At 59.8% G+C, this 26371-nt stretch carries 31 protein-coding genes and 3 tRNA genes; 15 read left to right on the top strand and 19 right to left on the bottom strand.

Going from position 1 to position 26371, the window contains the following annotated elements; translation table 11 throughout:
• The first annotated feature begins 129 nt into the window (after positions 1-129).
• The 8 genes from ACXR0M_RS06420 (at position 130) to ACXR0M_RS06385 (ending at position 5056) form a co-directional block, all read left to right on the top strand.
• Positions 130-573, top strand: coding sequence for a GNAT family N-acetyltransferase (locus ACXR0M_RS06420; protein WP_458830966.1), 444 nt, complete (start codon positions 130-132; stop codon positions 571-573).
• 127 nt (positions 574-700) lie between these two features.
• Positions 701-1342 carry a response regulator transcription factor GacA gene (gene gacA / locus ACXR0M_RS06415; protein WP_024012761.1) on the top strand — a complete coding sequence of 214 codons (642 nt, stop codon included), beginning with the start codon at positions 701-703 and terminating at the stop codon, positions 1340-1342.
• 2 nt (positions 1343-1344) lie between these two features.
• Positions 1345-3168, top strand: a complete 1824-nt coding sequence (gene uvrC, locus ACXR0M_RS06410; protein ID WP_458830963.1) for an excinuclease ABC subunit UvrC — start codon at positions 1345-1347, stop codon at positions 3166-3168.
• Between the two features lie 32 nt (positions 3169-3200).
• On the top strand, positions 3201-3761 hold the full coding sequence (gene pgsA / locus ACXR0M_RS06405; RefSeq protein ID WP_007965084.1) for a CDP-diacylglycerol--glycerol-3-phosphate 3-phosphatidyltransferase: 561 nt from the start codon (positions 3201-3203) through the stop codon (positions 3759-3761).
• Positions 3762-3821: 60 nt separating this feature from the next.
• Positions 3822-3897: transfer RNA gene (locus tag ACXR0M_RS06400), tRNA-Gly, on the top strand.
• Between the two features lie 46 nt (positions 3898-3943).
• Positions 3944-4017, top strand: a tRNA-Cys gene (locus ACXR0M_RS06395).
• 194 nt (positions 4018-4211) lie between these two features.
• Positions 4212-4298: transfer RNA gene (locus ACXR0M_RS06390), tRNA-Leu, on the top strand.
• Between the two features lie 317 nt (positions 4299-4615).
• The gene (locus ACXR0M_RS06385; protein WP_458830961.1) at positions 4616-5056 is read left to right on the top strand and encodes a hypothetical protein; all 441 of its coding nucleotides are present in this window, start codon (positions 4616-4618) and stop codon (positions 5054-5056) included.
• Positions 5057-5189: 133 nt separating this feature from the next.
• Here the strand turns inward: ACXR0M_RS06385 and ACXR0M_RS06380 are convergent, their stop codons facing one another.
• From ACXR0M_RS06380 to ACXR0M_RS06330, 11 genes are all read right to left on the bottom strand, one after another.
• Complete coding sequence (locus ACXR0M_RS06380; protein ID WP_458830959.1) at positions 5190-5351, bottom strand: hypothetical protein; 162 nt, start codon at positions 5349-5351, stop codon at positions 5190-5192.
• A 149-nt stretch (positions 5352-5500) separates the two neighbouring features.
• Positions 5501-6007 carry a peptide-methionine (S)-S-oxide reductase MsrA gene (gene msrA / locus ACXR0M_RS06375; protein ID WP_458830957.1) on the bottom strand — a complete coding sequence of 169 codons (507 nt, stop codon included), beginning with the start codon at positions 6005-6007 and terminating at the stop codon, positions 5501-5503.
• Positions 6008-6104: 97 nt separating this feature from the next.
• Positions 6105-6452, bottom strand: coding sequence for a hypothetical protein (locus ACXR0M_RS06370; protein WP_458830955.1), 348 nt, complete (start codon positions 6450-6452; stop codon positions 6105-6107).
• A 282-nt stretch (positions 6453-6734) separates the two neighbouring features.
• Positions 6735-6965: a hypothetical protein gene (locus ACXR0M_RS06365; RefSeq protein WP_458830953.1), complete on the bottom strand. Its 231-nt coding sequence runs from the start codon at positions 6963-6965 to the stop codon at positions 6735-6737.
• A 122-nt stretch (positions 6966-7087) separates the two neighbouring features.
• On the bottom strand, positions 7088-7318 hold the full coding sequence (locus tag ACXR0M_RS06360; protein WP_458830951.1) for a hypothetical protein: 231 nt from the start codon (positions 7316-7318) through the stop codon (positions 7088-7090).
• 70 nt (positions 7319-7388) lie between these two features.
• Positions 7389-9014: an ATP-binding cassette domain-containing protein gene (locus tag ACXR0M_RS06355; RefSeq protein WP_458830949.1), complete on the bottom strand. Its 1626-nt coding sequence runs from the start codon at positions 9012-9014 to the stop codon at positions 7389-7391.
• Positions 9015-9160: 146 nt separating this feature from the next.
• Positions 9161-10189, bottom strand: coding sequence for a DNA topoisomerase IB (locus ACXR0M_RS06350; protein WP_458830947.1), 1029 nt, complete (start codon positions 10187-10189; stop codon positions 9161-9163).
• A 68-nt stretch (positions 10190-10257) separates the two neighbouring features.
• On the bottom strand, positions 10258-11337 hold the full coding sequence (gene modC / locus ACXR0M_RS06345) for a molybdenum ABC transporter ATP-binding protein (protein ID WP_458830945.1): 1080 nt from the start codon (positions 11335-11337) through the stop codon (positions 10258-10260).
• Positions 11338-11340: 3 nt separating this feature from the next.
• Positions 11341-12021 carry a molybdate ABC transporter permease subunit gene (modB, locus tag ACXR0M_RS06340; protein ID WP_458830943.1) on the bottom strand — a complete coding sequence of 227 codons (681 nt, stop codon included), beginning with the start codon at positions 12019-12021 and terminating at the stop codon, positions 11341-11343.
• The gene (modA, locus tag ACXR0M_RS06335) at positions 12022-12789 is read right to left on the bottom strand and encodes a molybdate ABC transporter substrate-binding protein (protein WP_458830941.1); all 768 of its coding nucleotides are present in this window, start codon (positions 12787-12789) and stop codon (positions 12022-12024) included.
• Between the two features lie 141 nt (positions 12790-12930).
• Positions 12931-13995, bottom strand: coding sequence for an NAD(P)H-dependent flavin oxidoreductase (locus ACXR0M_RS06330; RefSeq protein WP_458830939.1), 1065 nt, complete (start codon positions 13993-13995; stop codon positions 12931-12933).
• Between the two features lie 190 nt (positions 13996-14185).
• Between ACXR0M_RS06330 and acuI the strand changes: the two genes are divergently transcribed.
• On the top strand, positions 14186-15169 hold the full coding sequence (acuI, locus tag ACXR0M_RS06325) for an acrylyl-CoA reductase (NADPH) (RefSeq protein WP_458830937.1): 984 nt from the start codon (positions 14186-14188) through the stop codon (positions 15167-15169).
• A 164-nt stretch (positions 15170-15333) separates the two neighbouring features.
• On the opposite strand, the gene ada is transcribed toward acuI, so the two are convergent.
• The 4 genes from ada to ACXR0M_RS06305 all read right to left on the bottom strand — a co-directional run bounded on the left by ada (position 15334) and on the right by ACXR0M_RS06305 (position 17689).
• On the bottom strand, positions 15334-16404 hold the full coding sequence (gene ada, locus ACXR0M_RS06320) for a bifunctional DNA-binding transcriptional regulator/O6-methylguanine-DNA methyltransferase Ada (protein ID WP_458830935.1): 1071 nt from the start codon (positions 16402-16404) through the stop codon (positions 15334-15336).
• A gap of 81 nt (positions 16405-16485) precedes the next feature.
• Entirely contained in the window at positions 16486-17157 is a 672-nt protein-coding gene (gene alkB / locus ACXR0M_RS06315) for a DNA oxidative demethylase AlkB (protein ID WP_458830933.1), read from the bottom strand.
• Positions 17158-17186: 29 nt separating this feature from the next.
• Positions 17187-17357: a hypothetical protein gene (locus ACXR0M_RS06310; protein ID WP_458830931.1), complete on the bottom strand. Its 171-nt coding sequence runs from the start codon at positions 17355-17357 to the stop codon at positions 17187-17189.
• 29 nt (positions 17358-17386) lie between these two features.
• Entirely contained in the window at positions 17387-17689 is a 303-nt protein-coding gene (locus ACXR0M_RS06305; protein WP_236482894.1) for a DUF1883 domain-containing protein, read from the bottom strand.
• A gap of 212 nt (positions 17690-17901) precedes the next feature.
• Between ACXR0M_RS06305 and ACXR0M_RS06300 the strand changes: the two genes are divergently transcribed.
• Positions 17902-18258: a hypothetical protein gene (locus ACXR0M_RS06300; protein ID WP_458830929.1), complete on the top strand. Its 357-nt coding sequence runs from the start codon at positions 17902-17904 to the stop codon at positions 18256-18258.
• Between the two features lie 71 nt (positions 18259-18329).
• Positions 18330-18560: a hypothetical protein gene (locus ACXR0M_RS06295; RefSeq protein ID WP_007964656.1), complete on the top strand. Its 231-nt coding sequence runs from the start codon at positions 18330-18332 to the stop codon at positions 18558-18560.
• 1 nt (position 18561) lies between these two features.
• Here the strand turns inward: ACXR0M_RS06295 and ACXR0M_RS06290 are convergent, their stop codons facing one another.
• Together ACXR0M_RS06290 and ACXR0M_RS06285 are read right to left on the bottom strand one after the other, a co-directional pair.
• Positions 18562-18849: a hypothetical protein gene (locus ACXR0M_RS06290; protein ID WP_458830927.1), complete on the bottom strand. Its 288-nt coding sequence runs from the start codon at positions 18847-18849 to the stop codon at positions 18562-18564.
• Between the two features lie 154 nt (positions 18850-19003).
• Entirely contained in the window at positions 19004-19189 is a 186-nt protein-coding gene (locus ACXR0M_RS06285; protein ID WP_007964653.1) for a hypothetical protein, read from the bottom strand.
• Between the two features lie 258 nt (positions 19190-19447).
• Here ACXR0M_RS06285 and galU point away from each other — a divergent pair, with 258 nt between their 5' ends.
• On the top strand, positions 19448-20287 hold the full coding sequence (gene galU / locus ACXR0M_RS06280; protein WP_007912230.1) for a UTP--glucose-1-phosphate uridylyltransferase GalU: 840 nt from the start codon (positions 19448-19450) through the stop codon (positions 20285-20287).
• 342 nt (positions 20288-20629) lie between these two features.
• Here galU and ACXR0M_RS06275 read toward each other — a convergent pair whose 3' ends face one another.
• Positions 20630-22378, bottom strand: coding sequence for a phosphoethanolamine transferase CptA (locus tag ACXR0M_RS06275; protein WP_458830924.1), 1749 nt, complete (start codon positions 22376-22378; stop codon positions 20630-20632).
• Positions 22379-22577: 199 nt separating this feature from the next.
• Complete coding sequence (locus ACXR0M_RS06270) at positions 22578-22760, bottom strand: DUF6026 family protein (RefSeq protein WP_458830922.1); 183 nt, start codon at positions 22758-22760, stop codon at positions 22578-22580.
• A 274-nt stretch (positions 22761-23034) separates the two neighbouring features.
• On the opposite strand from ACXR0M_RS06270, the gene gnd reads away from it, so the two are divergent.
• The 3 genes from gnd to ACXR0M_RS06255 are packed head-to-tail and all read left to right on the top strand — an operon-like array spanning position 23035 to position 26341.
• Positions 23035-24015 (top strand): phosphogluconate dehydrogenase (NAD(+)-dependent, decarboxylating), encoded by a 981-nt coding sequence (gene gnd / locus ACXR0M_RS06265; RefSeq protein ID WP_458830920.1) that lies wholly within the window; start codon positions 23035-23037, stop codon positions 24013-24015.
• On the top strand, positions 24012-25535 hold the full coding sequence (gene zwf / locus ACXR0M_RS06260; protein ID WP_458830918.1) for a glucose-6-phosphate dehydrogenase: 1524 nt from the start codon (positions 24012-24014) through the stop codon (positions 25533-25535). Before gnd ends, zwf begins: the two co-directional genes overlap by 4 nt.
• A complete protein-coding gene (locus ACXR0M_RS06255) occupies positions 25532-26341 on the top strand; it encodes an HAD family hydrolase (protein WP_458830916.1) in 810 nt (269 codons plus the stop codon). Before zwf ends, ACXR0M_RS06255 begins: the two co-directional genes overlap by 4 nt.
• Positions 26342-26371 lie beyond the last annotated feature (30 nt).

Genomic DNA, 26371 nt, shown 5'->3' with positions numbered 1-26371 from the left:
GTATGACACACTGGAACGCTCGTAAGCCCAAGGAGTCACCATGTCGACATACACTGTCGCTGCTGCTTTGCTGACCCGGCGTAATGCTGGCGAATGGCAAGGGTGTGCGCTTGCGATGACGGTAGAGCGATGACCTACCGTTTACAACGCGCCAAATTGAAAGATCTGCAGTTCGCGCGGGAACTGGCGTGTCAAAACATGCTGCGCTATTACATTGAGCACGATCTGCTGTGGCAGGACGAGGCGTTCGATGTTGGCTGGGCCGGGCGTGACAACTGGTTGATTTTGCGTGCCGAGAGCCTCGTGGGATTTTTCAGTCTCAGCCGGGATCGCCGAGCACTGTACATCCGCGAACTGCAAATCGTTGAAGCATTTCGCGGGCGGGGCGCAGGATCTTGGGCGATTGATCAGGTTATTGCCGTGGCGCGCGTAGAAGGACACCCTGCATTACGACTGACCGTATTCAAAAATAATCCGGCGCAAAATCTGTATAAGAGAAAAGGCTTGCAGGTGCGTGGCGAGGACGAGTGTTTTCTGAGGATGCAGCTCGATTTCGGTACACCTGTGCTCTGAAACCCACGGCCGGCAAGCCCTCGATGATTAATTGAAACTTTTTAAATGCTGCTTGCCGCTAGGTCTGTCTGGCACTTTTTGCTAAGGTGTCGGGCATCCCAATAAGACCATATCGCGAGGTGTCTGCTTGATTAGGGTGCTAGTGGTCGATGACCATGATCTGGTTCGTACAGGCATTACACGGATGCTGGCCGATATCGATGGCTTGCAGGTGGTTGGCCAGGCCGAATCCGGGGAAGAATCCCTGATCAAGGCCCGTGAGTTGAAACCCGATGTGGTTCTGATGGACGTCAAGATGCCCGGTATCGGTGGACTGGAGGCCACGCGCAAGCTGTTGCGCAGTCATCCGGACATCAAAGTCGTTGCTGTTACCGTATGCGAAGAAGATCCGTTTCCCACGCGTCTGCTTCAGGCCGGTGCCGCGGGTTACCTGACCAAGGGCGCGGGTTTGCCGGAAATGGTCCAGGCCATCCGACTGGTCTTTGCCGGTCAGCGCTACATCAGTCCGCAGATTGCTCAGCAGCTGGCGATCAAGTCCTTCCAGCCGACCAACGACTCGCCGTTTGATGCATTGTCCGAGCGCGAAATCCAGATCGCGCTGATGATTGTCGGCTGTCAGAAGGTGCAGATCATTTCCGACAAGCTCTGTTTGTCGCCGAAGACGGTGAACACCTATCGCTACCGGATCTTCGAAAAGCTGTCGATCAGCAGTGATGTCGAGTTGACGTTGCTGGCTGTGCGCCACGGCATGGTTGATGCCAGCGCCTGACCATGACTGAAGTATTCGATTCCGGCGCCTTCCTGGCGACTGTCAGTGGACGTCCCGGCGTCTATCGCATGTTCGACAGCGATGCGCGCCTGCTGTACGTCGGCAAGGCCAAGAACCTCAAGAAGCGCCTTGCCAGCTATTTTCGCAAGACCGGGCTGGCCCCGAAGACGGCGGCGCTCGTCGGGCGTATCGCGCAGGTCGAAACGACCATCACCGCCAATGAAACCGAGGCGTTGCTGCTCGAGCAGACGCTGATCAAGGAGTGGCGCCCGCCGTACAACATCCTGTTGCGCGACGATAAGTCCTACCCCTACGTGTTCCTGTCCGACGGTCAATTTCCGCGCCTGAGCATTCACCGTGGCGCGAAGAAGGCCAAGGGCAAGTATTTCGGTCCTTACCCGAGCGCCGGAGCCATTCGCGAAAGCCTCAGTCTACTGCAGAAGACCTTTTTCGTTCGTCAGTGTGAAGACAGCTACTACAAGAACCGCACGCGTCCCTGTCTGCAATATCAGATCAAGCGCTGCAAGGCGCCTTGTGTCGGTCTGGTCGAGCCTGAGGTCTACGCCGAGGATGTGCGCCACTCGGTGATGTTTCTCGAGGGTCGCAGTCACGCACTGACCAATGAACTCTCCACCGCGATGGAAGAGGCTGCGATCAACCTCGAGTTCGAACGCGCCGCCGAATTGCGCGACCAGATCGCCTTGCTGCGCCGGGTCCAGGATCAGCAAAGCATGGAGGGCGGCACTGGCGATATCGATGTCGTTGCTGCTTTTGTCAATCCGGGTGGCGCCTGCGTTCACCTGATCAGCGTGCGTGGCGGCCGAGTGTTGGGCAGCAAGAACTTCTTCCCGCAGGTGGGAATCGAGGAGGAAGTTGCGGAAGTCATGGCGGCATTTCTCGGTCAGTACTTCATCAGCAGTCCGGAGCGCGACCTGCCGAGCGAATTGATCGTCAATGTGGTCCCTGAAGACGCCACGGCATTGATTGACGCCATCCACGAGTTGCGTGGTCGCGAACTGACCATCAGCCACCGGGTACGTGGCACGCGGGCACGCTGGCAACAGTTGGCGGTCACCAACGCCGAACAGGCGCTGGGTGCTCGTCTGGCTAACCGCCAACACACCGCAGCGCGTTTCGATGCACTGGCCGAGGTGCTGAATCTGGATGAACCGCCGCAACGCCTGGAATGCTATGACATCAGTCATTCCAGCGGCGAGGCCACTGTGGCCTCCTGTGTCGTATTTGGTCCGGAAGGTGCGATCAAGTCCGACTATCGACGCTACAACATCGAGGGAGTCACGGCGGGCGACGACTATGCTGCGATGCATCAGGCGCTGACCCGACGCTTCAGCAAATTGAAGGACGGGGAGGGCAAGCTGCCGGACATTCTATTGGTGGATGGCGGTAAAGGTCAGTTGTCGATGGCTCGCGATGTGTTGAATGAACTGGCGGTGCCGGATCTCATACTTCTGGGTGTGGCAAAGGGCGCAACGCGCAAGGCAGGTTTCGAAACTTTGTATCTTAATGATGCCGCGCACGAGTTCACCTTGCGTGGCGATTCCCCCGCATTGCACCTGATTCAGCAGATTCGTGACGAGGCCCACCGTTTTGCGATTACCGGACACCGCGCCCGGCGCGGTAAAACCCGCCGTACTTCAACGCTGGAAGGGGTTGCGGGGGTTGGACCTACCCGTCGTCGGGACCTGTTGAAACATTTTGGTGGATTGCAGGAGCTGTCTCGTGCAAGCATCGAAGAGATCGCCAAAGCACCGGGGATCAGTAAAAAGCTCGCAGAGTCGATTTATGCAAACCTGCATAGCGAGTAGAATGCCAACTCACCTCGTAGCCAGTTGTGCCGATGAATATCCCTAATCTGATTACCGTTCTACGCGTCCTGCTCATCCCGATCTTCATTTTGTTGTTCTATCTGCCTTACCAGTGGAGTTACATGGCCTCCGCATCGGTATTCGCCTTCGCGGCGGCCACCGACTGGCTGGATGGCTATCTGGCTCGGCGCCTGGAACAAAGCACACCGTTTGGCGCCTTCCTCGATCCGGTTGCCGACAAGCTGATGGTCGCCGTGGCATTGGTGCTGTTGGTACAGGAACACGGTAACTTGTGGCTGACGCTGCCGGCTGCCGTCATCATCGGCCGGGAGATTGTCGTATCGGCCCTGCGTGAGTGGATGGCCGAACTCGGTGCCCGTGCTCACGTAGCGGTATCCAATCTCGGCAAATGGAAGACCGCAGCGCAGATGCTGGCGCTGGTTATCCTGCTGGCCAATCCTCGCGACTTCAGCTTCTGGGTCTTGCTGGGTTATTCGTTGCTGATGATCTCGGCCGGCCTGACATTGTGGTCGATGGTTCAATACCTGCGGGCTGCCTGGCCACATCTGAAAACCGACGTTGAAAAGAAATAAAACTTTTTTGAATCAAAGGGTTGACGGGGCATCTGAAATCTATAGAATGCGCCACACCAAGCGGGAATAGCTCAGTTGGTAGAGCACGACCTTGCCAAGGTCGGGGTCGCGAGTTCGAGTCTCGTTTCCCGCTCCAAGTTTGTACGCGGTTGTTGTTGTGCTACTAGACAGCGATCGTTTGAGGCCGAGTAGCAAAATGGTTATGCAGTGGATTGCAAATCCACCTACGCCGGTTCGATTCCGACCTCGGCCTCCACTATAAACAAGCTCCGTAGATCCATGATTTACGGAGCTTTTTTATTTGCAGTGCGCTGCAAGATTTAGTCTTGAAATCGGGCTCTGCGAACTTGCTTCACCGGGACGTGATGTATATATTTCCCGTTCTGCTTCACAAGGCTTAACACTGTCAGGTTCGTTGATCGACTGGCATGAACGCCGCACCGCGCTACCGCCCGAATGGCGAAACTGGTAGACGCATGGGACTTAAAATCCCCCGCTCGTAAGGGCGTGCCGGTTCGATTCCGGCTTCGGGCACCATCTAAAATCAAGGGTTTGCGGGCGAAAGCTGATGCAAGCCCTTGTTTGTTTCCGGACACCGTTCCGTATTACATCCCCTCAAATTTTTCCCTCGCGTTTCAGCGATTGCAGGAAAAGACCGTTGGTCATTTCTGAAGGCAATCTTTGCAGCAAGCGTCTAGGTTTATGACCGGGTCGAAACGATCGGACGTCATTCGTGATCATTCGAGTCGCCCCAATCGCGTTGATATCAGGATGGATCTTGATCAAAGCGTAGTGAACAGATCTCCGCCTGCAACGCGCAATTCGCCACCTGCAACGTGTTAAGGAGAACACAGATGGCAATCAATCAAACACTCGAAATTTCAAATAAAGCCGCTCTGGTCAAAGCCGAGGTGTACCGCTGGTACAACCTGTTTTTTCCGTGGTCTCGCGGTATGTCTTCGCAGTCGGAAGGCGCCATCAAGCCCCTGTACGATGCATTGTCGAGCGAGTTTCGCGTGGTGCTCACCGACGGACAAATCGTGAATCGGGCGGACTATTGGGAGCGACTCTGGGGGCTGTATGGCAAGCGAGCAGGAAGCCCTGAATCGCACATCACCAATCTCTCGATCACAGCGCTTCCGGGGGACTTTTTCCTGGCAGTCTTTGATCTGGTCAAAGAAGGCATTACCAGGAAAAAAGTTGATTCGGCGCTCATGCGTGTTGACCCTGCTTCTCCATCGGGCATTTCCTGGGTATACGTCCATGAAAGCGAGCACGAAAGGGTGGCCGCGTAAAGCGCCCGCTTGCTGATGATTAACGTCGGCTAAGAAATAGGCCCAGCCTGCGCGCTGGGCCTTTTCGTTTTCTGCGTTACAGACAGAGAGAACAGAAAGCCCGGGCGTATCCGGGCCTGTCACAAGGAAACATTCAGCGCGAATCGACCTCTTCAGCACGTCGGGCGTCTGCTCGTTCCTTGCGCCTGCGTAGCCAACTGAAGAGCGCGTGTACCGGGTGTAAAAACGCCGCAAGCGCGCACAACAGCATGATGATGAAAATGGCAGTCAGCGGGAGGCTTTCGTGCGAGAACATGGTGGGGTACTCCTGTAGTCACTATGTCGGAACCCGCAGGCTAGACGCATTGGAGCGTCCTTTCGATGAACGTATGTTCATCTTTGGGGGCTATAACTGTGCTACGGCAGTGTCACCAAATTGATCGATGCTGGACGTGCGCGCTCCTTTCAACCACGCTTGGGCAGCTTCCAGTTCGGACGGATAAAGTGGCAGGTGTAGCCATTCGGAATCCGCTCCAGGTAGTCCTGATGCTCGGGTTCGGCTTCCCAGAACGGCCCCGCGGGTTCGATTTCGGTGACGACTCTTCCAGGCCACAACTTTGAGGCGTCGACATCGGCAGCGGTGTCTTCAGCGATGTCACGTTGCTGTTCGTTCAGGTAATAAATCGCCGAACGATAGCTGGGACCCAGGTCATTGCCTTGGCGATTGGGCGTGCTCGGGTCGTGGATCTGAAAGAAAAACTCGAGAATCTGTCGATAGCTGATCACCGCCGGATCGAAAACGATTTCGATGGCTTCGGCGTGGGTGCCGTGGTTGCGATAGGTGGCATTCGGCACGTCACCGCCGGTGTAGCCGACGCGCGTCTGCAGCACGCCGGGATAGCGTCGCAGCAGGTCTTGCATGCCCCAGAAGCAGCCGCCAGCGAGAATGGCGGTTTCGGTTTGAGTGGTCATGGTCTGGGCTTCCTCTTGGGTGGCAGCGGGTAGAGCCATTGTTATAAGGGCGGGTTAGCCAATTCCAAGGCCAACCAGCCTGTGTCCCTGCCCAGGATCAACTTGCTTTGGGCTTTCCGGCGGTCACGATGCAAGCGGAGAAAAAGTTCTTTTGAAAGTCAGTGGTCACTTGTTGCTGCTGTGCTTCGGAAGGGTAAACCGGGATCTGATAGGCCTGTTCAATCAGGATTTTGTACAACTCGCTGACGTACTGATCTCCCGCGCCCTCAGCCAGTTCCTCGAGTGAAGCCCTCGGAACCCCGGCCTGTCGGGCTTTCATGATTTTCTCGGCCGAGTTTTGCGTGCGTTTGCACTCTTCGAAAACTTCATTGGGCAGGGGAGCCGCGTGAGTTGGAAGGCTCAGAATGACCATTGCGGCTGTTAATGCGAGTTTTGGTATGAGCAAGAGGCGTCTTCCTTGAATGAGTGCACGAACTTTAACATTCGAGAAGGCGCTGTGCAGGATATGAATTCTCTACAGTAGGGGCTTTTGCTCGATTAGGGGCGCGGGTCAGCACGTCAACCTGCGGCGGGAAGCATTCAAGCGACTGTCTCGGAACAGCTCCTCGGAGATTTCTAAAAAACCGGCAATGAAAATCCCCGGGACGGGCGCTGTGACCCGACCATAAGAGTCAGGCGCTCGGTACATTCCGAGCGCCAACGGAGCACCACACATTGGGCGATGCAGTCATCTGAAACGCGGCAATGGCCGTTCTACCGGCCGCAGCGAAGACAGTGTGCTGCGGATCAGCGGCGTGTCTTTTTCGATGTCGTTGAGGCGATCGCGTATACGCAGGGCGGTGGGGTGTCCGCCCTGGTTATCGACCCAGTCGGCGATCTCCTTGCAGGCCGCCGCCAGTCGCGCCTGACGCGAATCGAGCAAGGTGAGGAGGGTGGTGATGGACTCTTTTTCGGACATGGAACACCTCCGTTCAGACAAACCGTTGAGAGGCAGCAAAAAGCCCGCGGGTTGCGAGCTGTCTGCCGATGGGGCGCTGGTCCGTCAGCTGAATTGAGTATAGACCCGCCCGGTCATGTGCATCAGCCGCTCGACTCGCGAGCCACAACCAGTGCGCTGGCGGCATTCAATCGGCGACATTCGCGTTGGGCTTCTTCCTCACGGTCGTAACCATCGCCGATGAAGCCGCCGGTACGGGTGTCATTGATGCGATACCAACTGCTGGCTTCGGCGGGTGCGTGCTGGCTTTCTCCGGCGCGGCGACCGTGAATGATGATCTTGCTGCAGCGTTTGACGACAAAAATGTCTTCCATGGCGTCACCCCGGCGAATAGGTGTGAGATCAACTATAGAAGCCTTGGCCAATCGTGCAAAAAATAGACAGTCAGCTCGTCGGTTGCAGACGCCATTCTTCACCCTGCCAATCCAGACGCTGGGTCGGTTTCAATGCGAGGAGAAAGTCCGGATCGTGGGAAACCGCGACAATCGCCCCGGGAAACGTCTGCAATGCCTGTTCGAAAGCCTCTACCGATGCCAGGTCCAGATGGTTGGTCGGTTCATCAAGCAGCAACAATTGCGCCGGTGTCTGGCGCCACAACGCGACGGCCAGCGCCGCTTTCAGGCGCTCGCCGCCGCTCAGCGACGCACTTGGTCGGGTGACCCGCTGCGCGTCCAGTTGCAGGTGCGCCAGGTGGCTGCGCAGTTCGCTTTCACTCAACGGACTTTGCAGTGCGATCAACTGCTCGATGACGCTTGGCTGGTCTTCGAGCAGCTTCAGTTGCTGATCCAGATAGGCCACGGGCACATGAGTGATGCATTCGCCGCTCGCAGGAAGCAGATCGCCGGCGAGCAGTGCGAGCAAGGTCGATTTGCCGCAGCCATTGGGGCCATTGACGGCGACGCGCGCAGGGCCGCTCAGCGTCAGATCGAGCACTTGCGCCGGGAGCCATGGCACACGCACGTCGCTCAAGGTGCAGACCCTGCGCGAGGCGGGCACGGCGCTGCCGGGAAGGTTCATCAGTACCGCATCGTCCGGCAGCACTTTGGCGTAGGCGTCACGTACCCGAGCGTCGAGCGCTGACTTGCGTTGCTGATGACCATGGCGCACCTGTCCCATGATCTGCCGCGCGGCACCCTTGAGGCTCGCGCGCTCGAAGCCCGAGACGTTGGCGGTCCTGGCGTTGCGCAGCGAGCGTGCGGCATGGCGCTGGATGGTGTCGTGCTCGTTTTGCAGACGTTGTTGTTCGCGGCGGCGTTCGGTTCGGCTTTGATCGAGCGTCGCTTGGGCGGCCGCGTGATGCAGCTGACGCTGCTGCTGATACGCCGCAAAGTTGCCGCCGTACACCGTGGCGCCCAACGGCGTCAGCTCGACGATGCGCTGCATGCGTTCGAGCAATTGCCGGTCATGGCTGACGACGATCAGTCCGCCGCGCCAGCGTTGCAACTGGGTCATCAACCAGCGCCGTCCGGCGGCGTCCAGATGGTTGGTCGGCTCATCCAGCACCAGCAGACGCGCCGGACTCAGGAATGCGCCGATCAACGCCAGCCGCGCTTGTTGGCCGCCGCTCAGGGATTCAGTCAGATCCGCCGTGCCAATGTCCGGCAGGCCCGCGTCATCCAGCCATTGGCGCAGACGTTCCGGCAGATCCCAGCGATCGCCGAGGATGTTGAAATCTTCCGCCACCGCTTCGCCCCGCTGCAGGCGTTGCAGCGCTTCAAGAGCAGCAGCGGTGCCGGTGGCATCGGCCACGGTTTGCCCCGGTTCGGCGACGAATGTTTGCGCTACATAAGCCAGCGCCACCGTGCGGGTGACGCTGCCGGCAGTCGGTTGCAAGCGTCCGGCAATCAGCCGGGCCAGCACACTTTTACCGACGCCATTGCGTCCGACGATCGCGGTGGGGGTGTGATCGAATTGCAGGTTCAGATCGTTGAAAATCGTCTCGCCATTGGCGAACTGAAAGGTCGTTCGATTCAGGCAGACGAGGGCAGGCGTACGCGAGACGTGAGTCATCGGCACCTCCGAAAAATGTCGTGAACAGTGACAGGCGCGCTTCAGCGCGTGTCGCGATTACATTTTCAGAAGGCTTGATTGTTCACTGTCTGCGGGTGTCCTGAAGAAAGGAAAGGTCGCTAGCCTAGATCAGCGCTGCGCCGCGATCAAGGCGCTTCCATCATCTGCTCGAGAAACATCGCCAGCGCCACTTCCTCTGCGCGCAAGCCCTTGCGTACGCGCGGGCGTGGCAGTTCGGCGAGGGCGCCGAGCATGAAGTGTTCGACCACCGCCGGATGGATGTAGCACTTGCGGCACACCGCCGGGGTGTTACCCAGCTGTTTCGACACGTGCTTGACCATGTCCACTACATGCCGTTTGGCCTCGGCTTCCGACTGCCATTGCAATTCGCGCAATACCGACAGCGCCAATGCGCTGCCGGCCCAGGTGCGGTAGTCCTTGGCGGTGAAGTCGGCGCCGGTGAGGGTTCGCAGGTAGGCATTGACGTCGTGGGAGCTGACGCTGTGGCGCTCGCCGTTTTCGTCCAGGTACTGAAACAGGTTCTGTCCGGGAATCTCCAGGCAGCGCTTGATGATGCGCGCCAGACGTCGGTCCTTGACGGTGATCTGATGTTCGACGCCGCTCTTGCCGCGGAACTGAAACAGGATCGCACTGCCGTTGACCTCGACATGCCGGCTGCGCAGGGTCGTCAGGCCATAGGAGCGATTGTCCCGCGCGTACTGTGTGTTGCCGACGCGGATCAGCGTGGCGTCGAGCAGGGTAATGACGGTGGCCATGACCTTGTCGCGGCTGAACCCCGGCGCGTCGAGCAAGGTTTCCAGTTGTTTGCGCAACTTGGGCAGCGCCAGGCCGAACTCCCGCAAGCGCGAATATTTGTCTTCGTCGCGCACTTCGCGCCAGCGCGGGTGATAGCGATATTGCTTGCGGCCCCGGGCATCGCGACCGGTGGCCTGCAAATGGCCGCGCGGGTCGGCGCAGATCCACACATCGGTGTAGGCCGGTGGCACCGCCAGTGAGTTGATGCGTTTGATCTCGTCAGGGTCAGTAATGCGCTGCCCGGCCGGATCGAAATAGGCGAATTTGCCGCGCAGTTTTTTGCGGGTGAGGCCGGGTTGGGTGTCGTCGACGTAGTGCAGGTCGGGTGGAAGCACGTCGGCAATTACAGTGTCGGGCATGGCAGTGTCCTGGGGATTCGCTCTGTTACAGCGATTGACCGCGCGTCGTGGCCGTCGTGCCAACCAATTCAGGCCAGTACGGCAACGGCCTTGATTTGCGCCCACAAGTGCTGGCCCGGGTGGACGCCTAGCTGATCCCTTGAGAAACGAGTGATCCGCGCCAGCAGCGGGGTGCCGCCGGCATCCAGACGAATCAGCACATGCGCCGAGTTGTCCGCCGCCTGCTCGCTGACCACGGTGACCGGCAAGCGATTGAGGATGCTGCTGGCCTCGCTGTTGTGCAGGCTCAGGCTGATGTCGCGAGCGTGGACCTTGGCGCGCAGGGTCTGACCGACTGCCATCGGCGCGTGCGTCACACGGATGTTCATCGCGGTAGCGGGCAGTTGCAGGCTGAGCAACTGGTAATCGGCGTCGTAGGCGCTGACCTGGCCTTCAATGATCACCCCGGCGTCATCGCCCAGCGCCATCGGCAGGTCGAGGCGGGCGAGGGTTTCGCCAATCGGGCCGCTGGCCAGGGCCTTGCCGTCGCTGAGTAACACCAGATGATCGGCCAGTCGCGCGACCTCATCCTGCGCGTGGCTGACGTACAGCACTGGAATATCCAGCTCATCGTGCAAGCGTTGCAGGTACGGCAGAATCTCGTTTTTGCGCTGACTGTCGAGGGCGGCCAGCGGTTCGTCCATCAGCAACAGCTTGGGACTGGTCAGCAGCGCTCGGGCGATGCCGACCCGCTGGCGTTCGCCGCCGGACAAGTGCTGTGGATGGCGTTCGAGCAAATGGCCGATCCCCAGCAGTTCGGTGGCCTGCGCCAGGTCGACCCGGCGCTCGGATCTGGCGATGCGCTTGAGGCCGAATTGCAGATTAGCCAGCACCGACAAGTGCGGAAACAGGCTGGCTTCCTGGAATACATACCCCAGCGCGCGTTTGTGCGGCGGGACAAAAATGCGCCGTTCGCTGTCCTGCCAGACTTCGTCGTTGACCTGAATGAACCCTTGTTCGGCGCGTTCGAGCCCGGCGATGCAGCGCAGGCAGGTGGTTTTGCCCGAACCGGAATGCCCGTACAGCGCGGTCACCCCGCGCCCCGGCAGGTGCAGATCGACATCCAGATTGAAACCCGGATAAGTGATTTTCAGGCGTGCATCAATCATCGATCAGCTCCAGCCCGCGCGGGTCTTGCGGCTGGAATACAACACCAGCAACACCACAAACGAAAACACCAGCATCGCCCCGGCCAGCCAATGAGCCTGGGCGTATTCCATGGCTTCGACGTGGTCGTAGATCTGCACCGAAACCACTCGGGTCTTGTCGGGAATGTTGCCGCCGATCATCAGTACCACGCCGAATTCGCCGACGGTATGCGCGAAACCGAGGATCGCTGCGGTGACAAATCCTGGGCGTGCCAGAGGCAGAATCACGCTGAAAAAAGTGTCCCAGGGATTGGCGCGCAGGGTCGCTGCGACTTCCAGTGGGCGAGTGCCGATGGCGGAGAAGGCGTTTTGCAACGGTTGCACCACAAACGGCATGGAATAGATTACCGAACCGATCACCAGCCCGGTGAAACTGAACGTCAATGTGCCAAGTCCGAGCCACTGGGTGAATTGCCCGAGAAAGCCATGCGGCCCCATCATCAGCAGCAGATAGAATCCGATCACGGTCGGTGGCAGCACCAGCGGCAGGGCGACGATCGCTCCGATCGGTCCGCGCAGCCAGGAACGGCTGCGCGACAGCCACAGGGCAATCGGAGTGCCGATGATCAGCAGGATGACGGTGGTCAGCGACGCCAGTTTCAGGGTCAGCCAGATCGCCGCGAAGTCGGCACTCGAGAGCGACATTTAGAGTTGGTAGCCGTAGGACTTGATCACCGCAGCGGCTTTCGGGCCTTTGAGGTAGTCGACCAGTGCCTTGGCGGCGGCGCTGTCCTTGCCTTTGTTGAGAATCACCGCGTCCTGTTTGATCGGGTCGTGCAGGCTGGCTGGGACGATCCATGCCGAACCGCTGCTGACCTTGCCGTCCTTGTAGATCTGCGACAGCGCGACGAAGCCCAGTTCGGCGTTGCCGGTGGACACGAACTGGTAAGCCTGAGTGATGTTCTGGCCTTCGACAAGCTTGGCTTTGGTGGCTTCAGTCAGCTTGAGCTTTTCCAGTACCTGAGTCGCGGCCAGACCGTATGGCGCGGCTTTCGGGTTGGCGATCGACAGATGCTTGTACTCATTTTTCTTCAGCACCTCACCTTTGCCGTCGACATAACCGTCTTTCGCCGACCACAGCGCCAGGGTGCCAATGGCGTAGGTGAAGCGCGAGCCTTTGACCGTGTCGCCTTCTTTTTCCAGTTTTTCCGGAGTGCTGTCGTCGGCCGCGAGGAACACTTCGAACGGCGCGCCGTTCTTGATCTGGGTGTAGAACTGGCCGGTGGCGCCATAGGCCGCGACCAGTTTGTGGCCGGTGTCTTTCTCGAAATCGGCGGCTATCGCCTGGATCGGTGCGGTGAAGTTGGCGGCAACCGCCACCTGCACTTCATCGGCCTGAGCGGCGCCGACAGCGAACACCGCCAGCAGGGAAGCCAGGCAGGTGGGGGCAAAACGTGAGGCACGAATGGTCATGTAACAGCTCCGTTGTATTCGCGTGTGCTGCCGATCCGAGAGGAAGAGGCGCTATGTAGCGAAATATATAGCGAAACGGCGACGAGCGGGAAGTGCTGATGAAGCAGGGTGAGGCCGTGCCATACCTCACCCGGCACCGGATCAGCGGCGAAGCAGTTTTGCCAGGGCACCTTCAGCCAGTTGCCGGGTCAGTTCGGCGCTGCTTAGTTCCTTGCCCAACGGGAAGGCCTGACCGGCCCAAAGATTACTGAACTGCGCCTCGTTTTTCGCGCGCAATGGCATCAAGGCGCCACCGGCCAACGGGAACGCCGGAGCCTTGGCCGACATCGGACCGATCTCGCGCATCACCCGGTTGAGAATGCCCCGCGCCGGGCGACCGGTGAACAGATTGGTGACGGCGGTTTCGCTTTCTTTAGCGCTGCGCAGCGCTTGATGATGGGAGGCGCTGACTTTCGCTTCCGGCGTGAACAGATACGCAGTACCGACCTGCGCCGCCGATGCACCAAGCATCAATGCCGCCGCCACACCCCGCGCATCGGCAATCGCCCCGGCAGCGATCACCGGTACCTTGACCGCGTCAGCGACCTGCGGCACCAGCGCAAACGTGCCGACCTGGCTGCTCAAGTCATCGCTGAGAAACATCCCGCGATGCCCGCCAGCCTCGTAGCCCATGGCGATAATCGCGTCACAACCGTGCTGCTCGAGCCACAGCGCCTCATCGACGGTGGTAGCAGACGAAAGGATTTTCGCGCCAGTGGCCTTGACCCGCTCCAGCAGGGATTTCTCCGGCAGACCAAAGTGAAAACTCACCACCGGCGGGCGGAATTCTTCCAGTACCGCACAGGCCGCCGCATCGAAGGGCGCCCGGTTGGACACCGGTGTTGGCGCATCAAAGTCGACGCCGAGTTCGCGGTAATACGGTTCGAGCAGTTGCTTCCAGTCCTGCGCGCGCTGTTCATCGGCGGCCGGTGGCTGATGGCAGAAGAAATTGACGTTGAACGGTTTGTCCGTGTGCTGGCGAATCGTCTTCAACTCTTCGCGCAGTTGCTCGATGCTCAGCATCGCCGCCGGCATCGAGCCCAGGCCGCCGGCGTTGCACACCGCGATCACCATGGACGAATTGGTTGCACCGGCCATCGGGCCCTGGATGATGGGCAGTTCGATACCGAGCAGATCAAGGATGCGGGTGTCAGGCCATTGGCTCATGAAAGCGGTTCTCCGAACGATGAAGCGGGCAGGGACGGCAGAACGGGTTTTTTACCAGTAAAGCCGCATTCAGGGCCAGTCGGATTGTTGCTCGCGTCCGTCAGCGTCGTCGCCCACCTTGCAGCAACGGCGGCTGTTTTTGTGGTATTCCATGGCGCGAGGTTTTGCATCCATTGACTGAGAGGCAGCCATGTTCAACGGTATTTTGATCGACAAAGACGACAGCGGTTATCACGCCCGCCTGCAGCAGATCAGCGAAACGCAATTGCCCGAAGGCGACGTGACGGTGCAGGTCGCCTACAGCACGCTGAACTTCAAGGACGGTCTGGCGATTACCGGCAGCAGCCCGGTGGTGCGCAAGTTTCCCATGGTGCCGGGGATCGACCTGGCGGGCACGGTCGAGGTCAGCTCACATCCCGATTACAAGGCCGGGGATCAAGTGCTGCTCAATGGCTGGGGCGTGGGCGAGAGCCACTGGGGTGGTCTGGCGCAAAAGGCGCGGCTCAATGGCGACTGGCTGATTCCGTTGCCCAAGGCTTTTACTCCCGCGCAGGCAATGGCCATTGGCACGGCGGGCTACACGGCGATGCTGTGCATTCTGGCGCTGGAGCGTAACGGCGTGACGCCGGATCAGGGCGAAGTACTGGTGACCGGCGCCAATGGCGGGGTTGGCAGTTTCGCCATCGCTCTGCTCAGCAAGCTGGGCTACCGCGTGGTGGCGTCTACCGGGCGGGTGGCCGAGCATGAATACTTGAAGCAACTCGGCGCCAGCGAAATCATTGATCGCGCGAGCCTGTCAGAGCCGGGCAAGCCGCTGGCCAAGGAGCGCTGGGCAGGGGTGATTGATTCGGTCGGCAGTCACACGCTGGCCAACGCCTGCGCCAGTACGCGCGCCGAAGGCACGGTAGCCGCTTGCGGTCTGGCACAGGGCATGGATTTTCCAGCATCGGTGGCGCCGTTCATTCTGCGCGGTTTGACCCTGGCCGGAGTCAACAGCGTGACCCAGCCCAAGGCGCGGCGAGTCGAAGCCTGGCAGCGTCTGGCCAAGGATCTGGATTTCGCCCTGCTGCCCTTGATCAGCCACGAAATCGCCCTGAGCGAAGCCATCGACGCGGCGCCCAAGCTGCTCGCCGGACAGCTGCGCGGCAGAGTGGTGGTCGACGTCAATCGCTGACAAAACCAGCTCGTGGCGAGGGGATTTATCCCCGATGGGCTGCGAAGCGGCCCTGGAATTGTCAAAAGCGGCGACTGCTTCGCAGCCGATCGGGGCGGTGCGACGTTTCGCTAAATCCCCTCGCCACAGGACAGCGTTCATCCTTGACTGACTGGTATTACCCACTAAGGCTGGTTTTCACGGTCCAGCAACTGGCGCTTGCGCTCCACACCCCAGCGGCGATACCCCGAGAGATTGCCATCGCTGCGCACCACGCGATGGCAGGGGATGGCCACGGCCAGACGGTTGGCGCCGCAGGCCTGCGCCACGGCGCGCATGGAGGTCGGCGCGCCGATCCGCTGGGCGATCTCGGCGTAACTGGCTGTGCGTCCGGCCGGGATCTCCCGCAGAGCCTGCCACACGCGCTCCTGAAACGCGGTGCCGCGCACATCCAGTGGCAGGTCGAGGCCCAGCGCTGGCGCCTCGACGAAACCTACCACTTTGGCGATCAACTGTTCGAACCCGGCGTCGGCACCAATCAGGTTGGCCTGGCGAAACTGATCCTGCAGATCGCACACCAGTTGATGCGGATCGTCGCCCAGCAGAATCGCACACACGCCGCGCTCACTCTGCGCCACCAGAATCGCCCCCAGCGAACATTGGCCGATGGCAAAATGAATGTCGGTGTTGCGCCCGGCCGCACGATAATCGCCGGGCTTCATGCCCAGCAGCTGGTCGGCCGATTCGTAAAAACGGCTGTTGGAATTGAAACCGGCGTCGTACAGCGCAGTGGTGACCGAGTCGCCGCCCGCCAGCCGTTCACGCACTCTGCGCGAGCGATGCGCCGCCGCGTAACCCTTTGGCGTCAGGCCAGTGGTGGCCTTGAACACCCGATGAAAATGGAATGGACTGAGGCCGGCCGCCTCGGCGAGCTGATTGAGCGGGGGCAGGCTTTCGCTGCTCTCGATCTGCCGGCAGGCCAGCGCCACGGTCGCTGCATGTTGCGCGGCAACGTCGGTCTGATCCTTGCGGGCGCGTTTGCTTGGGCGGTAACCCGCAGCCTCGGCGGCTTCGGCGCTGACGAAAAACTCGACGTTATGCGGTTTGGGCAAGCGCGAAAGGCTGCTTGGGCGGCAATAGATGCCGGTGGTTTTTACCGCATACACGAACTGCCCATCGGCCTGTGGATCGCGGGCAACCACGGCCATCCAGCGCGGATCGTTTTCAACGTTGAGGAGCGGCGGCAGCTTCTTCATGGCAAGTAGTCCGTTGACCTGTTTGATTCAGGTTAACCGGCGGCGATGTCGGCAACACTCCGCGTCTTGCGGTCAAACTTTTCAGGCTGGCCCGGCGACACGAAAGGTCAGGTTGATGCGCCGCTCGCCCAGTGCCGGATGCTGGCCGGGCTTGATCGGCAGCACGCCGTGAAAGCGCAGACGATCGACGCCGCCCCAGACCACCATGTCGCCATGCAGCAGCGGAATGCGCTGGCTCTTGTCGCTGCGGGCAAAACCACCGAACAGGAACATCGCCGGCAAGCCCAGCGACAGCGAAACGATCGGTGCCGCGTAGGCATGTTCGTCCTTGTCCTGATGCAGGGACATCTTCGCGCCGGGAACATACTGGTTGATCAGGCAGGAGTCTGGGTTGAAGTCTGCAAAACCTGCGCGTTGCGCGGCGGCCCGCGCCAGTTCGAACAGCACCGCTGGCATCGCCGGCCATGGCCGGCCACTCAGCGGGTCGACGACGCTGTAGCGATAACCGCTGCGATCGGTGATCCAGCCCAGCGCCCCGCAACTGCTGGTGCCCACCGACATACTGAATCCCCCCGGCGTGACCATGTGGCGCAACGGCGCGGCAGCGAGCAGGGCATCCAGTGCCGCCAGCACCTGATCGACCACCGGCAACGCGAAGCCACGCAGCACCCACGACTGTTCGCCGATCTGCTCGGCGCGGGGTTCTTGCGCGGGTTCGTGGTCGGCGAACAGGTCAAAAGTGGTCGGTTGCATGCTGCCCATGTGACGTTTGGGGATGTGGGTTACAGCGCTTTGCTGACGGCGATCTCGCTGATCACGTCGCCGGTCTGGCCGTGGATTGCGTCCAGCGCCGCTTTGGCTTCTTCCACAGTGCCTTGCTCGAGTTGCGCGAACTCGAAACGGCGTTCGCCGTTGAGCTTGTATTTGATGACGTATTTGGTCGTTTGGGCCACGGGTGTGCTTCCCTCTGCGTTGGGGCGACTCAGCTGAGTTTGGTGCTGGAGCGGCGGATGATCTTGATCGAATGGGTCAGGGTCGGTTTGCGCGTGACGCTGATCGCGCGACGGTTGACGGTGTCGATGGTGATGTTCCAGAAGCCGGTGCTCGGCGCGGTGATGCGCGCAGGAAAGGTGTCGAACGCGCCACCGTGATAGGTGTGGCGGCCGCCGTTCTTGAACGAGCGGAAGTTGGCGTCGTTCATCAAGCGGATGTTGCAGGTTTGCGAGCATTGGATGACGACGATGTCGTCTTCATTGAGATGCTCGCGCTGGTGAATGAATTTCATGGGCGCCTCCAAAAGGGCTTTTTCTACTAAATCAAAACGATAGCTTGTGCGATAGGCGCAGTTTATCAGTCCGAACGGGTTATTATCCCGCCGTCGAGCGCCGCTTTGACAATTTAAAACAGTTATTCGCGATTCGATGCGGGTTTAATGGAGTCAGCGTCGGAGAAAAATGGCATTGCTGCTGTCCGACGGTTTTTATGGGAGGTGTCTGTATGAAGTGGGGTTTGGTGTGTCTGCCGTTGGTATTGGCCGTGAGTGGTTGCGCCAGCGTTTCCGAAATCAATGAAACGTTGCCGACGATGAGCGTCATTTCCGGCAAGAAACCCCATGAGTATGCGCAGTGCCTGGCGGACAAGCTGGCCAACAGTCGCGGCGCGTTGCAGATGCAACCGCACAAGGACGGGGTGCGCGTGATTGTTCCGGGGAAGTTTTCCACCGGTGCAGCCGCCGTTTTTGACATCGAAGATCGCTCCGGCGGTAGCAGCATCAAGCTGCATGAGCGCATGTCCAACGTGCCGATTCGTCCGCGTGACGTTCAAAACGCCGCCAATGCCTGTATTTCCGGCTGATAGACTGTCGTTATCAGCAGCGATGCCGTCACAGCCATGCTGTGGCGGCATTTTCATTTCTGGAGTCGCGCATGAAGCGAGAGCAAGTACGGGAACGCCACGCAGAAGGCCTGATTTCTGCCACGCATGTGATACAGAATCCGGCCAACTCGGGCGAATGGATCGTGTTCTTCAAGAAAAGCGCCGGGCGCAGTTATTTCCTGGTGGACGATAACGACGAGGTCGAATCCTTCGCCCGGCTCGATGATCTGATCGAGGTGGTGCGCGGGCTCGGCATCAAATTCGCCGAGATCCACATGTAGTCTATTTGCAGACCACCACCACGCTGCGGGTCTTGTAGTTGCCGACATCGACCCCCAGGGTCTTGTCGCTTTCCTTCGGCGCGGGTGTGCCGTCGGTCCCGACAATGCGGTAACCGGTGCCGGCACACGAGGCGTCGGCTTTTTCGTAGCAACTGGCCCAGGAATTGGCTTCGCCGGAGCAGTCGATGGTCAGGCCCTGTTCGCCGTTGTTCAAATAGGTGGGTTCTGTGGTGGCACAGCCACCGAGGGCCAGCACCGCGAGCAAGGGCAGCAATCCGTTGATGTTCATAAGTGTGTCGTCTTCAGCGAGGGAGGGGACTAAACGCTGTGACAGCGCCGCGATGAAAAGGTTATAGCGATTGGCCACTTGTTTGTGCTGAAATTTCGTACCTCCACAAAAAAGCCCTGCGCAAGGGCAGGGCTTCGGTACCTGTCGCCGGCGATCAGTCCTGATCTTTGCCACGGCGCTTGGATGACGCTGGCGTGTCGGTGAACACCGACGCGACATCAGTCGCCAGTTGCTCGCTGTCGAACGGCCCGGCGATGTGTTCGCCGTTGGTGGTGGTCAGGTTCCACTTGCCGTCTTTCTTGTCGATCACGTACCCGTTGATGATTTTTACCGCGGCCATCTATCTGTCTCGTTCGCTGGTTCAAAGGCGCCATGATACCGACAAATCCTCACATTGTGGGGCGATGAGCGTATGGTGAAGCAGCGCCCTTGTACCTTTGAGCTACGCTGATTGCGCTGCCCGAAGATCGCGATGGAACTATCGGCGAGAATATTTCTCTATGTTGGCATCGGTTAGCCAGTGCGGGGCATTGTAAGGTGCACGCCGCCTGATTAGACTGCGCCGAAACTCGTACACACAGCCCTTTCAAGGACTTATATGATCAAGAAATGCTTGTTCCCAGCAGCCGGTTACGGTACTCGCTTCCTGCCAGCGACTAAAGCCATGCCTAAAGAAATGCTGCCGGTGGTAAACAAGCCACTGATCCAGTACGGCGTTGAAGAAGCTCTGGACGCTGGTCTGACAGAAATCTCCATCGTGACCGGTCGTGGCAAACGCGCTCTGGAAGACCACTTCGACATCAGCTACGAGCTGGAAAACCAGATCAAGGGCACCGACAAGGAAAAATACCTGGTCGGTATCCGCAAGCTGCTCGACGAGTGCTCGTTCTCCTACACCCGTCAGACCGAAATGAAGGGCCTGGGTCACGCGATCCTGACCGGCCGCCCGCTGATCGGTGACGAGCCGTTCGCCGTGGTTCTGGCGGACGACCTGTGCGTCAACCTCGAAGGCGACGGCGTCCTGACCCAGATGGTCAAGCTGTACAAGCAGTTCCGCTGCTCGATCATCGCGATTCAGGAAGTCGACCCGCAAGAAACCAGCAAGTACGGTGTGATCGCCGGCGAGATGATCCGTGACGACATCTACCGCGTCCACAGCATGGTCGAGAAGCCAAAGCCGGAAGACGCGCCGTCGAACCTGGCGATCATCGGCCGTTACATCCTGACCCCGGACATCTTCGACCTGATCGAACAGACCGAGCCAGGCAAGGGCGGTGAAATCCAGATCACCGACGCTCTGATGAAGCAGGCCCAGAACGGCTGCGTCATGGCTTACAAGTTCAAAGGCAAGCGTTTTGACTGCGGTGGCGCCGAGGGCTACATCGAAGCCACCAACTTCTGCTTCGAGAACTTCTACAAGACCGGCAAGGCTTACTGATCACGCCGGATCTGCAGCGCCAAGGGTGTTAGAGCACCCAGGCGCAAGCACCCACAAACGCCCCGACCTGTTCGGGGCGTTTGCTTTTGTGCAGGCATTACCTTTGAGTTCTATAGCTTGACTCTGTTGGCGCCCTGTAACCGCGCTGGCGGCATTTTGAAAGGAGGGGGGCGTCGAGCATCATTGCGCCCCTGATTCCCGGCAGGCAGCGCAGCAAAGGGCTCAGCGGCGAGGGCAACCTGCTTGCGTATAACGAAAAAAGCTCCGTATCTTGCGATACGGAGCTTTTTCTTTTTGCGTTACACCGATGGCGATCTCTCGAGACCGCCGTCTTCTACACGATTACTGCTGCACGACATTCGCCGCCGTCGGTTCGACCTTCTTCGGCTTCATTAAACTGAAGTCGATCAACGCCCGTTGCTGGCGTTCGTACGGGTTGCCGATCAACAGCGGACGCGGCTTGAAGCTGTCGCTGACCAGGCTCTTGCTGCGGTCCAGTTCATCGAAACTCAAGCCCGCCAGATCCGCCCAGGTGTGGATCAGGTGCGAGCTGCTGTAAGGGCGGCTCAGGTCGGCGGCGAAGTTCCAGTCGTGGGTCTCGCGCCATTTCGGCGAAGCCCAGGCCATGAACGGGATGGTGTACATCGGCGCGGTCGGTTTGTTCTCGTTACGGCCCAGCGTGTCGTGGCCCGCTGAGTCGAACACGTCTTCACCGTGGTCGGAGAGATACAGCAGGAAGCCATTTGGATCGGACTTGGCGTAGTCCTTGATCAGGCTCGACACGACGAAGTCGTTGTACAGCACTGCATTGTCGTAGCTGTTGTAGGTCGGCACCTGGTCGTCACGTACGCCTGCCGGCACGCCAGTGCGGTCCTGGAATTTGTCGAAGGTTGACGGATAACGGTACTGGTAGCTCATGTGCGTGCCGAGCAGATGCACGACGATCAGCTTGCGTTGCGCCGGGTCGGTCAAAGCCTTGTTGAACGGCTCGATCACATCGCCGTCGTACTGCGCAGCGTTCTGGTTGCGGTTGTTGTTCAGGTACACCTGCTCGTCAGCCTGTTCGGAGAACGTGGTGAGCATGGTGTTGCGCTTGGTCATGGTCTGCTGGTTGGTGATCCAGAAGGTCTTGTAACCCGCCTGTTTCATCATGCTCACCAGCGACGGAGTGGACAGGTACAGGTCCGGGTTCTCTTCGTCGGCGAAGGTCAGCACCTGTTGCAGCGCTTCAATGGTGTAAGGGCGCGGGGTGATGACGTTGTCGAACACCGCCAGTTGATCCTTGAGCTTGTCCAGCTCCGGCGTGGTCTTGCGGCCGTAGCCGTACAGGCTCATGCGTTGACGGTTGGTCGACTCGCCGATCACCAGCACCAGCGTCGATGGCTTGTCGGCGTCGGCAGCCTTGAGGTTATGCAGCGGCGGAACCTTGCTGGTGCTTTGCAGCATGGCCTGCATGCCGGCCAGGGTGTCGAGGTAGCGATGGTAGGCCACCGCCATCTGCCACGGCACTGCCGGCTCGATGCGGTCTTCGAATTTCGCAAAACCGCCGGCGAAACTGCCGGTGCGCTGGGTCTGCTTGAGCAGCGGGTAGCCGACCACGGCGATCAGGATGGCCATCGCGGCGACGAACGCGCGGCCACGGGGCATGTACACCGGGCGCAGGCGCGTCCACAGGAAGTAGGCGAAAGCGGTATGGGCGAGGAACGCCGGAATCATCCACCAGGCAAAGTACTGGGTCATGTACTCGCCGGCTTCAGCGATGTTCGACTCGAACATGATGAAGATGACGCTTTGCGAGAATTCCTGCTGATAGATGAAGAAATAGCCCAGGCTGGCCATCGAGCAGGCCCACAGGACAATCCCGATCACCGCGGCCAGCACTTTGGTTTGCTTGGGGAACAGCAGCATCGGTGCGAGCCACAGGGCGCTCATCACGAAAGCCTGACGGAAGCCGCTGAAACCGGACGTGCCGGTCAGCTGAATCAACAGTTGGGTAATACCCGAGAAATACCAGAAAAACGCGAACAGCCAGAGAACCCCGGCCCAGTCGAAACCTGTCGCAGTCGTTTTGCTGCGTTTGAACAATGCCATTCAGCACTCCAGCTCATCGTCACTGACCACCGTCGGCACGCTACATTCGGCCGACGAACGGAAGCCGCGCGCAGACGCACGGCCAGAATGGTCCGGAGTATCACCAACACCGTGTGAAAAGTTCGTGAGTTGCCGATCAGGGGCAGGGGCGCATCATGTCGGGAACGACGGGCGCCGTTCCCGAAGCAGGCGGGGCGGGTCAGGCGTGTGGGTGACGCTGGACCACTGGTCGAGGCTTGGGCTGAGCACCCTGAGTCAGCGCGCGCAGTTGCGCCAGCTCCTGCTTCAACTGGTCGCGCTCGTCTTTCAACTGACGCAATTCATCGCGACGGATCGTGACGTACAGGGTTTGTGGCGGCATTGCTGTGTGTACTGTGCCCATTGCTCACCTCGCAAATGGCGTGTCTCAACTGCAAATCGTCCCCGCGGCGGGGCTACTGACTTGCTATCGGCTGCAATTTTGATTTCTTTTGCCCGCGAATGGAACTTTTTTATTTTTCATGGTCGGTGTGTCTTCGCCACGTTTCCCGACGTTATCAGTCTGGATCGGGCACAATGCCCGGAAACTTCATCGCAACGCTCTGGACTAACCTCCAACAGTCGCGTTGGGCTATAACCAATGACACCCATTTATTTGTAGTAAGGAGCATCAGCACATGCAACTCGGGATTATTGGACTGGGCCGCATGGGCGGCAATATTGCGCGACGTCTGATGCTCAACGGGCACACCACCGTTGTTTACGACCGCAATACCGCTTTCATCGATAACCTGGTCGCCGAGGGCTCCACCGGCGTCGCCGACTTGCCGGCACTGGTTGCCGGCCTGACCAAACCGCGTGCGGTCTGGGTCATGCTGCCGGCCGGCGCGCCAACCGAAGACACCATCAACACCCTGAGCACCCTGCTCGAAGCCGGTGATACCATCATCGACGGCGGCAACACCAACTATAAGGACGACATTCGCCGCGCCAAGACCCTGGCCGAGAAGGGCCTGCACTACATCGACGTCGGCACCTCCGGCGGCGTCTGGGGCCTGGAACGCGGTTACTGCATGATGATCGGCGGCGATGCCGAGACCGTGCAGCGTCTGGATCCGCTGTTCGCCGCACTGGCGCCAGGCATGGGTGACATCCCGCGCACCAAGGATCGCAAGTCCGAGGATCATCGCGCCGAACACGGTTACATCCACGCCGGTCCTGCCGGTGCCGGGCACTTCGTGAAGATGATTCACAACGGCATCGAGTACGGCATGATGGCCGCGTTCGCCGAAGGCTTCGACATCCTCAAGACCAAGTCCAGCGAACGCTTGCCGGAAGACCAGCGCTTCGACCTGAACGTTGCCGACATCGCCGAAGTCTGGCGCCGTGGCAGCGTGGTGTCGTCGTGGTTGCTCGACCTGACCGCCGATGCGCTGGCCAGCGATCCGAAGCTCGACGGTTTCTCCGGTTCGGTGGCGGACAGCGGCGAAGGCCAATGGACCATCGAAGCGGCCATGGAGCAAGCGGTGCCGGTACCGGTGCTGTCCAACTCGCTGTTCTCGCGCTACCGCTCGCGCGGTCAGGGCACCTTTGGCGACAAGATTCTTTCGGCCCAGCGCTTCGGCTTCGGCGGCCACGTGGAGATTCCGAAGAAATGACCCATACGATCCGCAGAAAATCCAAGGCAGAACCCGCTCCACCGACCACGCTGTTTTTGTTCGGTGCCCACGGCGACCTGGTCAAGCGCTTGCTGATGCCGGCGCTGTACAACCTCAGTCGCGACGGCTTGCTTGACGACAATCTGCGGATCGTTGGCGTTGACCACAACGCGATTACCGATGAAGCCTTCGCGCAAAAACTCGAAGACTTCATCCGCACCGAAGTGGCGGCGAAGGTCGGCAACGGCGATCAGATGCTTGATCCGGTGTTGTGGGCCAAGCTCGCCAAAGGTATCAGCTACGTCCAGGGCGACTTTCTGGACGACAGCACTTATTCCGCGCTGGCGGCGAAAATCGCCGACAGCGGCACCGGCAATGCGGTGTTCTATCTGGCCACCGCGCCGCGTTTCTTCAGTGAAGTGGTGCGCCGTCTCGGCGCCGCCAAACTGCTCGAAGAGACTCCCGAAGCGTTCAGAAGGGTAGTGATCGAGAAGCCGTTCGGCTCCGATCTGCAAACCGCCGAAGCGTTGAACGCCTGTTTGCTCAAGGTGATGTCCGAGAAGCAGATCTATCGGATCGACCATTACCTGGGCAAGGAAACCGTGCAGAACATTCTGGTCAGCCGGTTCTCCAACAGCCTGTTCGAAGCGTTCTGGAACAACCATTACATCGACCACGTGCAGATCACCGCCGCAGAAACCGTCGGCGTTGAAACCCGTGGCAGTTTTTACGAGCACACCGGTGCGCTGCGCGACATGGTGCCCAATCACCTGTTCCAGTTGCTGGCGATGGTCGCCATGGAACCGCCGGCCGCGTTCGGCGCCGATGCGGTACGCGGCGAGAAGGCCAAAGTGGTCGGCGCGATCCGTCCGTGGACCGTCGAAGAAGCCCGGGCCAACTCGGTGCGCGGTCAGTACACTGCCGGTGAAGTTGATGGCAAGGCGTTGAACGGCTATCGCCAGGAAGCCAACGTTGCGCCCGACAGCAACACCGAAACCTATGTTGCGCTGAAGGTCATGATCGACAACTGGCGCTGGGTCGGCGTGCCGTTCTACCTGCGCACCGGCAAGCGCATGAGCGTACGCGACACCGAAATCGTCATTTGCTTCAAGCCAGCGCCGTATGCGCAGTTCCGTGACACCGAGGTCGACGAACTCCAGCCGACCTATCTGCGGATCCAGATCCAGCCTAACGAGGGCATGTGGTTCGATCTGCTGGCTAAGCGCCCGGGGCCGGCGCTGAACATGGCCAATATCGAACTCGGGTTTGCCTACAAGGATTTCTTCGAGATGCAGCCGTCCACCGGCTACGAAACGCTGATTTACGACTGCCTGACCGGCGATCAGACGCTGTTCCAGCGCGCCGACAACATCGAGAACGGCTGGCGCGCAGTGCAACCGTTCCTCGACGCCTGGCAACAGGACGCCAGCGTGCAGACTTACGCTGCCGGTGAAGACGGCCCGCAAGCGGCCAATGATCTGCTGACTCGCGATGGTCGCGTCTGGCATGGTCTGGGATGAGTCAGTCGATCCGCTTTTTGCTCAGTGACATGGACGGCACCCTGTTGCTGCCCGATCACAGCCTGAGCCAGCGCACCATTGATGCCGTTCGTTCGTTGCGCGAGGCTGGCGTGCTGTTCAGCCTGGCCACCGGCCGACCGCCCAAAGCCATGCTGCAGCAGATCGAAGCCTTGGGCGTCGATCTGCCGACCGCCGCGTTCAATGGCGGCACCATCGTCAACCCGGACGGCAGCCTGCTGGTCGCGCATTATTTGCCGGCGACCACTGCACTGATTGCCCTGGCGATGTTCGCTGATCAGCCGGACGTCGAAATCTGGGTGTTCAGCGGCGGTGACTGGTTGCTCAAGGATCCGCACGGGCCGATGGTCCCGCGCGAACAGCATGGTCTGGGTTATCCGCCGGTGGTGGTCGAGAGTTTCGAGCCGTATCTGGAGCGCATCGACAAGATCGTCGCCACCAGCAACAACACCGAGCTGCTGATCGAACTGGAGGCGCGTCTGCTGCCCAAGGTCAACGGCATGGCGCAGGTTTCGCGCTCGCAGCCGGTGTACCTCGACGTGACGGCGCTGGAAGCCAACAAAGGCACCGCGCTGACCACCATTGCCGCGCATCTCGGCATCCCGCTGGAGCAGACTGCAGCGATTGGCGATGGCGGCAATGACCCGGCGATGTTCCATTGCGCGGGATTGTCGATTGCCATGGGCCAGGCCGATGAGGCGGTGAAGCGCCAGGCCGACGTGATCACAGCGCCCAACACCGAAGACGGCGTCGCCCAGGCGATCGAAAAGTACATCCTGCCGCGCTGAAAAAAACGCAAAATCTGTAGGAGCTGCCGC

The sequence above is a fragment of the Pseudomonas sp. Eth.TT006 genome (assembly GCF_054456575.1).
Note: the sequence above shows the minus strand (reverse complement) of the source record. Positions and strands in the feature narration are given on the sequence as shown.